Source organism: Vibrio sp. Vb1018 (assembly GCF_033338775.1).
GTDB lineage: Bacteria > Pseudomonadota > Gammaproteobacteria > Enterobacterales > Vibrionaceae > Vibrio > Vibrio alginolyticus.
The window spans coordinates 1-10261 of record NZ_JAWOTI010000042.1; the positions used below are offsets into that span (position 1 = coordinate 1).

Annotated in this window: 7 protein-coding genes; 5 read left to right on the plus strand and 2 right to left on the minus strand. The window is 47.4% G+C overall.

What is annotated here, in order from left to right:
- From R7Z10_RS23320 to R7Z10_RS23335, 4 genes are all read left to right on the plus strand, one after another.
- Positions 1-4043 (plus strand): tandem-95 repeat protein (locus tag R7Z10_RS23320; protein ID WP_318106188.1); only part of this gene is annotated, 4043 nt, incomplete at its 5' end.
- A gap of 431 nt (positions 4044-4474) precedes the next feature.
- Positions 4475-4828 carry a hypothetical protein gene (locus R7Z10_RS23325; protein WP_005375589.1) on the plus strand — a complete coding sequence of 118 codons (354 nt, stop codon included), beginning with the start codon at positions 4475-4477 and terminating at the stop codon, positions 4826-4828.
- Between the two features lie 121 nt (positions 4829-4949).
- Entirely contained in the window at positions 4950-6950 is a 2001-nt protein-coding gene (locus tag R7Z10_RS23330; protein WP_203345654.1) for a methyl-accepting chemotaxis protein, read from the plus strand.
- A 300-nt stretch (positions 6951-7250) separates the two neighbouring features.
- The gene (locus R7Z10_RS23335) at positions 7251-7730 is read left to right on the plus strand and encodes a Dps family protein (protein ID WP_005388254.1); all 480 of its coding nucleotides are present in this window, start codon (positions 7251-7253) and stop codon (positions 7728-7730) included.
- A gap of 108 nt (positions 7731-7838) precedes the next feature.
- On the opposite strand, the gene R7Z10_RS23340 is transcribed toward R7Z10_RS23335, so the two are convergent.
- The gene (locus tag R7Z10_RS23340; protein ID WP_005388252.1) at positions 7839-8453 is read right to left on the minus strand and encodes an HAD family hydrolase; all 615 of its coding nucleotides are present in this window, start codon (positions 8451-8453) and stop codon (positions 7839-7841) included.
- 124 nt (positions 8454-8577) lie between these two features.
- Between R7Z10_RS23340 and R7Z10_RS23345 the strand changes: the two genes are divergently transcribed.
- Positions 8578-9573 (plus strand): S66 peptidase family protein, encoded by a 996-nt coding sequence (locus R7Z10_RS23345; RefSeq protein ID WP_203345655.1) that lies wholly within the window; start codon positions 8578-8580, stop codon positions 9571-9573.
- Positions 9574-9601: 28 nt separating this feature from the next.
- Here the strand turns inward: R7Z10_RS23345 and R7Z10_RS23350 are convergent.
- On the minus strand, positions 9602-10261 hold a 660-nt coding region (locus tag R7Z10_RS23350; protein ID WP_318106193.1), incomplete at its 5' end, for a PQQ-dependent sugar dehydrogenase.

Here is a 10261-nt window from a genome sequence, read left to right on the forward strand (position 1 = left end):
TGTTGGCACAAGCAACGGATGTAGAAGGTGATGCACTAACCGCTTCTAACCTAGTGGTTGACGGTGATGCGACGGTTACGGCTAATGACGATGGTAGCTTTACCATTACGCCTGACGCGAACTTTAATGGCGACATTGATATCACGTTCGATATCAACGATGGCAGCGATACTATCGTTGCAACGGCGGACCTAACGGTTAATCCAGTTAACGACCTACCACAGCCAGAAGATCAAGCGTTCACCATTGGTGAAGATGGCGTCTTGTTGTTCACTGATGAAGATCTGCTTGATGGCGCAACAGATATCGATGGCGATGACCTATCGGTTGCAGGCGTGAGCTACACAGGCGCAGATGGTGTCCTAACCGACAATGGTGATGGCACTTACAGCTTCGCGCCAAACGAGAACTTCAATGGCGATGTGAACTTTACCTTCGATGTTTCTGATGGCACGGATACAGTGACCGCAAATATCGATGTAAGTGTGACGCCAGAGAACGATCCACCCGTGGCAGGTAGCACGTCTTACACCGTACACGAAGACAACTCGATCACAATCAGCGATGAGCAATTACTAGCGAATTCGTCAGATATTGAAGGCGATGTTTCGGTTGATAGTGTGAGCTACAGTGGCGCAGATGGCGTGTTCCAAGACAATGGTGACGGTACGTACACCTTCTCGCCAAACGAGAACTTCAATGGTGAAGTCAGCCTAGATGTTGTCGTAGTCGATGAAGACGGGGCGACGGATTCAACTACCGCTGGCATTACTGTTCTTGAGGTGAACGACCCACCAATCGCAGGCGCGACTAGCTACTCCGTTAACGAAGACGAAGTCATTATCTTCACGGAAGAGCAACTGCTAGCGCAATCAAGTGACGTGGAAGGCGACGTGAGCCTAGAAAGCGTCTCTTACAGTGGTAGCGACGGCATTCTAACGGCGAATGACGATGGCACTTACAGCTTCGCGCCAAATGAAAACTTCAACGGTGGCGTAAGCCTAGACGTAGTAGTCGCTGATGAAGACGGTGCAACTGCGACAACCAACGCGAACATTGATGTATTGCCAGTCAACGATGCTCCGGTATCTGGCGATTTGGCTTACAGCGTCGATGAAGACGGTTCAATCACATTGAGTCAAGAGCAGTTACTGGCTCAAGCGGGTGACGTCGACAGCGACAATCTAGAAGCGGTGAACTTAACCGCGGTAACCAATGCAACCGTTGTTGAGAACCAAGATGGTAGCTTTACGATTACGCCTGATGTGAACTTCAATGGCGATATCGACCTAAGTTTCGACTTGATTGACAACGATGGTGCGAGCGTGGAAGTGGGCGTTGACCTAACGGTGAACCCAATTAACGATGCGCCGCAATCAACGCCAGTGAATATTGCTGGCACCGAAGATACCACCATTCTTATCACGCAGGACATGTTGCTTGCTAACGCGACAGACATCGACAACACCTACGACGAATTGTCTGCTGTCGACCTAGTGATTGATGAGCAATACGGTGACTTGCTAGACAACGGTGATGGTACTTGGTCATTCACTCCTGCGGAGAACTTCAACGGTGATGTGCCATTGTCGTTCGGTGTCAGCGATGGTGATTTAGTTACGCCGGTTGAAGGCAATCTAAACGTCGAAGCGGTTAACGATGCACCAGAAGCGCCAACCATCCAGATGCAAGGCGAAGAAGATGTGGTCATGGTGATTGACCCAGCTTACATCGCTGATCAAGTTACGGATCTTGATGGTGACGAAATCAGCGTAGAAAGCATCACGGTTCGTGCTCCTGCAAACGCGACATTAACCCAGCAGCCAGATGGTATGTACCACTTGGTGACCACTCAAGACTTCAATGGTTTGGTGGAACTGGGCTACACCGCGACGGATGGTGAAGAAGTGGTTGAAGGCTCGTTGAATGTGGATGTTATTCCAGTCAACGATGCTCCATTCAATGTGGGTAATGCCTTTATGGCAACCGACGAGGATGGCGCATTCACCTTCGACGCTGGCGACTTGATGAACTTGTTCGGCGATATCGACACTGAAAACCTAGTCGTATCACGCATTATCACCGCAGAAGGTGAAGGTGGTGGTGAGGTAACGGACAACGGTGACGGTACTTGGACATTCACACCGACTGGCGATTTTGCAGGGGTTTCTGACTTGCAAGTTGTGGTAAGTGACGGTGAGTTTGAGACGGTACTTGATGTACCAGTGTTTGTTCGCCCTGTTGCCGATGGCGCAGTCATCACAACCGACCATGATGGTCCGTTAGTCTTCGGTGAGGACGAAACAGGTCACCTAGGCTTGAATGTCGGTCTAATCGACGATTCAGAAACGTTAAGTAACCTAGTGATGACTGGTTTCCCTGTTGGCTTCGAAGTTACGGATGGTGTGAACACCATTACCATTACGGAACCGGGTCAATACATCGATTTGAACGAGTGGGATATTTCAGACCTGCAAATGACGCCTCCGGCTGACTTTAATGGCGAGTTCTTCGTAACCGTGACCGCAACAACGGTGGATTATGGTGACGAGCCAGAAGAGTTCGAAGATGGCATCGATTCAGGTGACTTCGAAACCCTAGCGGGTGAACCTGTTATCCTAACCGCAGATGACCTAATCGGATTGGCAGAAAACGTAGACGCTGACGCGGGTGATGAAGTGAAATTCGTTCACCTAGCTGATCGCAGCCAAGGTGAAATTGTCGATAACGGTGATGGCACATGGACATTCAATCCAGCACCTGGCTTTACTGGTGAAGCGGATATCGCTTACGTGATTGATAAAGACGGTGTGCTGCATGATGAGCAAACAGGTGTGGTCGTGAAAGAAGATGCACCACAAGAGAATGCTTCTCCAGAAATCGACAGCATTTCTACCACAGAAATGGCAGCGGATGGCACCTTGTCGTTCACCAATGATGACATGCTATCGACCTTGAGCGATGCAGAAGGCGACAGCTTGAGCATTGAGTCAGTGAGCCTAATGGAAGGTCAAGGTGTGATAGAGACCGATAACCAAGGTAACTACCAATTCACACCAGCAGAAGGCTACACCGGAGATGTTCAAGTTGGCTTTATTGCCACTGACGGTGAAAACCGCATTGAGAGTTTCTTTAATGTCGACATCCAAGGTGAAGGTGAAACCACAACCAGTGAAGGCTACGCACTGGCTGATGATGGTTCACTAACACTAACGGAAGCACAGTTGATTGATGAGCTTGGCATTAGCCCTTCAGCAGAAGTGTTGGATGTCGCCGATGCAAACGATGCAGGTTTCTTCGCGAAATCAGGTGATGAAGAGTGGACATACTGGCCGAACGATGACTTCGATGGCAATTTGGCTATGGATGTTCAGGTCAACGACAATGGTGAAGTATCGACTCAGAATCTGAGCATCCAAGTTGCGGACGATTCAGCGCAAAGTGACGAGCCACAAATTCAAACTGCTCAAGCATCATCAGAGCAGCAAGTTGGCGAAGCGCAACAGCCTGAAGAGCAAGCAGCAAACGGTGCAGACAGTGAAGAGGAGAGCGCAGCTGATGTGACTGCAGCACCAGGCGATACCATTTCTATCTCGGTTCCAGATGAGGTCAGTGGTAACGAATCGGTGGATTATGCAGAAATGTCCGGTCTACCTGATGGTGCATCAGTAAGCAACGCACTGGATAATGGCGATGGCAGCTTCACATTAAGTGGCAACCTGAACCAACCAGTATCGGTTGACTTACCAGAAGGTTACGAAGGTACGAGCGAAATCCAATTCCAAGGTTACGACGAATTGGGCAGCGCAGTAGAAGGTGCGAGTGGCACAGTTGAAGTTGAAGTCGATGATCAATACACCATGCAAGGTTCTGCTCAAGATCAGCAACCAGACATGGCGGGTATGGAATCTGGCGGCAGCGACTGGACAAGTGCGGGAAGTCAAGATCAAGGTGTTGACTTCACGGATGACTCTGGCAGCTTCGACTCGGATACTCAAACGGGTACTGACCAAGGCAACGATTTCGATCAAAGCTCAATGTAACCAGTCCTAGACGAGGGCAGTGTCATTGCAGCCCGGACCAAAGCCATGCAGGTTCTACTTGCATGGCTTTTTTGTTGGTCTTCTTTCTATGAGCTCTAGAAAAAAACTTGGAAATTGAAAAAAGTATTCTTAGCTAGTTTATACCCAAGTAACCTCGAGATGTTAGGTTCAGCGAGAATGGCTTGGTTTGTAGACGCGGCGGCGATTTAAAGGTCTAGTGGGTCTAAATCAAGAATCGACAACAAAGTATACAAACCAAGACAGCTCGCCCTTCGGGAGCGTGTCATTGACTCGGTTTCTGTGTCAAACAACTTGGAAAGAGCTGACTATTACGCTGCGTTGTTTTCCTTGACCCCGAATCAATGACAACGCTCTGAATCCTGCATCTTGAAGTCACTTGGGTATAAGAGTCATTTACAAGGAGGAGCGACATGTACCGTTATGTCAGTTCGCCAAAAGCATCGAAGTACATAGTGCCACCACCACAGCATCGAGAGTTGTCGAGTATCGATGTGCCGGAGTCAGAGCTTGAGATGCGTGAAATTCTGAACAATTGGTTTGCTGATGGATTGGCGCCCATCATTCAGAATGAAGACAATTACATCTCTGCTAATGAGCAACAGCGCTTTGAGCAGCTCAGCCGTACGGTGGGCGTGCTACTGCGTAATAAAGATTACTACTTTGCCACCAAGCGGATTCTCTCGTTGTGGGAGCAAGACTGCTTAGAAACCACTTACGTTAATTATCTGATTTTACGTAGTGAGCGCATACCATACTTCGAATAAGTCCCATTTCTTGGCTTGAAATAGTGGTTTACATGGTTTTCTTAGTAACTTTTGATACCCGTATTTAACATTTTTGTAAACATCGTTATATTTAAGGCTCATCGTTGTCAGGAGTTTATGGATGAACCTTACGATATCAGGGAAGTTGCAGCTCAGTTTTGTGCTGCTAGCCGTACTTTTTATGGCATCAGCGGTATTCACGTATCGCAACGTCACTACCGTAGAGCAATACGCCTCTTCGTTACTTAAATCCGATTTACCGACCGTCGACACCAGTCGCGGTATCCAACAGTCCGTTCAAGCGTCGCTGTCCTCGATTCGAGCCTACATGTTGCTAGGTGGCGATGAAGAGGCGAGTGCACGTCTGAGTGAGGACGTACGCAATATCATGGCATCTACAGACGAGTCACTTCCGACGTTGCAGGTGTTGATCTCTGAACAGGATTTTCAAGCGATCCAAAGCCAGTGGGACGCGGTAAAAGTCTCTTTGAACAAGCTGATTGAACTTAGCCACAGTGATGAGAACTTACCCGCACACAACCTCTTTATTAACGAAGCGGCACCCATTGCAGAAGTGGCACTTGACCAGCTTCAAAGCTTAATCAATGAAGAGTCGGGAAATCCATTTGGTGGAGACAGAAAGCGTTTGTTTAAAGTCTACGCCGACAGTTATACCTCCCTTGCCAATGCACTGTCTGCTTTGCGAGATTTCCTGTTGTACGGGCAGCAAGAGCATTTGGACAAATACCACGACTTGATTAAGTACCACAATCAGTCCGTGGCGGAAATCGACAGCAAACTCGACAGACTTACCGATAACGACCAATCACTGTGGTCACTGTTTAAAGAAATGCAGCAACTGTACTTTCCTTTAGCAGAGCAGGTGATAGCATTGCGTCAATCGCCAGAATGGAACGAATCAAACTTGTTAATGGCGAATGAACTGTTGCCAGCAGCGGATGCACTAGACCAAAGTTTAGAAACGATTGTATTGGCTCAGCAAAGTCGTGCTGATCAAAGTGGACAGGGTATTAATCAGTCGATCAAGAACGTACTGACCACTATGTTGATTGCAGCAGCATTAGTTTTGTTTGCCGCAGTAGCGATTTCAAAATACATGGGCAACACCATTGGTCGCCGAGTGAAAAACTTATCGGAGCGTGCAAAGACGATCGCTTCAGGGGACGTTTCTCAGCCTCCGCTCACCGTTGTTGGGAAAGATGAATTGGCAGACCTTACCGATTCGATTAACCGCATGAACCAATCGTTAGCGAGCATCGTGGCAGGGGTGAGTGAGAAAGCGCACCAAGTGGATACCAGCATGGGGGCTTTATTGGAATCGGCGCAAGTCACTTCATCGAATGTTGAACAGCAACAGACCAGCATTGTTGAAATGGGAAGCCAATTGGATGAAATCGCTTTAGCCGCGCGTAACACCCTAGATCAAGCCAATCAATCGGTGCAGAAGCTTTCTGATTCAAAAGGCGAGATTGAACAAGGTCGCGATGCACTAGAGCAAAACAAAGTCACCATGGAAAGCTTACATGGCAGCATTGAAGCCGCGAGCACGCAAGTGACGCAGTTAAGCAAAGAGAGCGAAGCCATTGGTCGAGTGACGGAAGTGATTGAAGGCTTAGCAGAACAAACTAACTTACTGGCATTGAATGCCGCGATAGAAGCAGCGCGTGCGGGTGACCAAGGACGAGGCTTTGCGGTTGTGGCGGACGAAGTACGCATGTTAGCGACGCGCACTACTCAATCGACGACAGAAATAAACGGCATTATCAATGCGATTCAACGCTCGACCAATTCGGTGGTTGAGGAGATAGAACACAGCCAATCACTTGCGGGGCAGGGCGCTGAGCACATTGAAAAAGCGGTAACTCGTTTGCTTGTCACGACCGAGCAAATTGGTTCTTTGAATGAACAAATGGCAGAACTTGCGGCAGCGGCAGAGCAGCAATCTCATGCGACCAATTCGATCACTGGATTGATGTCCGGTATTACTCAATCAGTGGATGAGGTTTCGAATAACAGCCAACGCGCATCAGAGACATCATTGCAAGTAAAAGAGCAAGTTACCGAGCTGAATCAACAGATGGCAACTTTTAAAACGGCGTAGTTAAGGTTTACGTCTGTTCATCTACTTTTGAACGTTAACCAAATAGTAAAAAAGCCCCAATCCTTTTTACACAAAAAGGGTTGGGGCTTTTTGTTGGATGATACGCCGATATTCGTCTACTTGCTCATTGGATTTAGCTATTTAAATCATAGCTAAAACCAAATTTTCTTTACCGAGCCGGAGTCGTAATATGACTCCATCGGCAGCAAATACTGCAAAAGAATTTTTAAACTTTATACCAATCCCGGTAAGAGAATCGTTCGTTACTACGATTGGTATCATCCTTCTAGGAGCAAGATTATGAACAAACAAGTAAGCCTAATTGGTCTAGACAGCGAACAATCAGCACAACTAGCTCAACAGTTAAATCAACTGCTAGCGCATTACCAAGTGTTGTACATGAACTCTCGCGGTTACCACTGGAACATTAAAGGTGCGCAATTCTTCGAACTGCACGTAAAATTTGAAGAGATCTACACGGATCTACAAACAAAAATCGATGAGCTTGCAGAGCGTATTCTAACTCTGGGTCACACGCCAGCGCACGCATTCAGCAACTACTTGGAAGCAAGTGAAATTAAAGAACATCAAAACGCGACTTCTGGTGAGGAGTGTGTACAAGGTCTGGTTCAAGGCTTTAGCGTTCTACTTCTAAAACAGCGTGAGATTCTACAAAACGCGGGTGAAGCAGATGACGAAGGTACAGCGGCATTGATGGGCGACTACATCCGTGAGCAAGAAAAATTAATGTGGATGCTTAACGCTTACCTACAAGGCTAAGTGGCGCATCACCCAAGTAATCCTTGGGAACGCATGAAACAATCGGGAATAAGTCATAAGGGGCACGTTGGTGCCCCTTTTTTTGTTTGCGTATTTTATATGTGTGCTTTATTTGCGTGGTAAGGATTCGAAACGGCTCAATAAATCACTGAGTTCATTAAGCGCCAATGAGGCTGAATCATTGAAGGTTTCTTGATTACCGTGATGAACAAGGCAAGAGGGCATCTGCGCGTTATACGCTGCCTGCAAGTCGTAAAGGTAATCGCCGACATAAAGCACTTCATCAGGCATCAAACGCCACTCTTTCGCCAACACCTGCAAAGACAATGGGTCTGGCTTGGGCGGGAAGCATTCACGAGTGATGACTCGCTCCACAGAGATTTGGTTGTGCTCTAGTTTGCGCTGCGTGGCGATTTGGCAGTTGCGTGTCACGATAGCGGTTTTGATTTCATTTTGATGCAAGTGGGCGAGCAACTCATGGCAGCCAATCATTGGAGCAGACTGCTCAGCATCAGAAATCTCGTAATCAAATATCACGTTATGAGCGTGCTCTCGATGATGAGGGTGCTCAAGTGCGTCGACAAAATCCAATAGATCTTCACTCTGCGGACAACCTAGCTGTTGTCGCAATTCGCCGAAGTTCATATCAGAACTCACCAAGGTGTTGTCTAAATCAAACACCACGGCTTTAATTTTATCGAGCTGTAAAGGGAATGGAATCATAATGACCTCGTACAACTTAACCGAACTATCGTTTTAAAAAACAAAAGGTTATTGTTAAGTTTAGATTCTTCTGCTTAGATTGTACGAAAATAAATCAACCATGTATCACAAAACAAGGACGCGCATGATCATTCCTAAACCATTACAAAAAGGCGACACCATCGGCTTTTTCTCGCCATCCTCTCCAGCCACGGTATTTGCGCCAGCGCGTTTTGAGCGTGCCAAAGCGTATGTGGAATCCCATGGTTACCAGCTAAAAGCAGGTATCTTAACGGGCAAAACTGACCAATATCGCTCGGGTTCGATTCAAGAGCGAGTAGAAGAATTGAATACGCTGATTCGTGATCCTGAAGTGCGCTGTATTATGTCGACCATTGGCGGTTACAACAGTAACTCATTGCTGCCTTACATTGATTACGAGGCATTGAAGAAAGATCCCAAGATCATTGTTGGCTATTCGGATGTGACGGCTCTACTCATGGGCATTTATGCACAAACCGGCATCGTTACTTTCTATGGTCCCGCTTTAGTGGCATCTCTGGGTGAATTCCCGCCACTGGTGGACGAGACCTTCGCTTCGTTTGAGTCGATTGTGAATACGTTAGATGGATTGGCGCATCAATACACAATGCCTCAAGGTTGGACAGATGAATGGATAGAGTGGGGCGAGCAAGACCGCGCAAAGCACACGCTAGCGAACCAGTGGCACTTTAAAGGCGAAGGCAAGATCACCGGACGCTTGATTGGCGGCAACCTCAATACCATGACAGGCATCTGGGCAAGCAAGTTTATGCCGAGTATCGAACAAGGCGATATTTTGCTGGTGGAAGATTGCTTGCAGGGTATTGAAACGGTCGAACGCTCTTTTGCGCTGCTCAAGCTTTCTGGCGTGTTTGAAAAAGTCAGTGCAGTTGTTCTTGGCAAGCATGAAAAGTTCAACGATAAAGGCACCGGACGAGCACCTATAGACGTGTTATTAGAAGTACTTAACGGTCAACCACTGCCAATTTTGTATGACTTTGACAGCTGTCATACCCACCCAATGCTCACCGTTCCATTGGGCTCGACCATGACGCTCGACTTTGACAATGAAACGGTGGCAGTGAGTTTAAAGAGCTAGCTTTGTCTGACTAGCTCTTAAGAGAAAACTATTTCTCCTCAAGACGAAAGATTTTGCCGCTGTCGGTAGAAAAGTAGATATAACCATCGGGGCTGATGGTTATATCTCTTACTCGCTCACCAAGATTCTCCATCAATCTTTTTGATTCGGTGAGCTTGCCATTCTCAATAGAAACTACGTTGATGTGCGCCAGTTTCAATGCACCGGCGAGGATTTTTCCGTCCAATTCAGGGTACTTATCGCCACGGTACAAAATCATGTTACTTGGTGCGATAGAAGGGATGTATACCAGTTTTGGATCTTCCATTCCCGGTAACGACTTAGCTTCCCCGACGTCCAACGGACCCCAATACTCTTTACCATGAGAGACTTTTGCCCAGCCGTAGTTCGCGCCTTTCTTGATTAGATTAATTTCATCGCCACCCCGTGGTCCATGTTCAATCGACCACAGCTGTTTTGTTGCTTCGTCGTAAAACATACCTTGTGGGTTACGGTGCCCGTAACTCCATATCTCATGACGAGCTTCGGAAGGTTTGAATGGGTTGTCTTGCGGAACCGAACCATCAAGGTTAAGGCGTAGAATACTGCCAGCATGGGTTTGAGTGTCTTGTCCATTATCACGTTCGCCACGGTCACCGATTGAGAAGTAAACTTTATCGTCTACAAATGAAATTCGACTGCCGTAGTG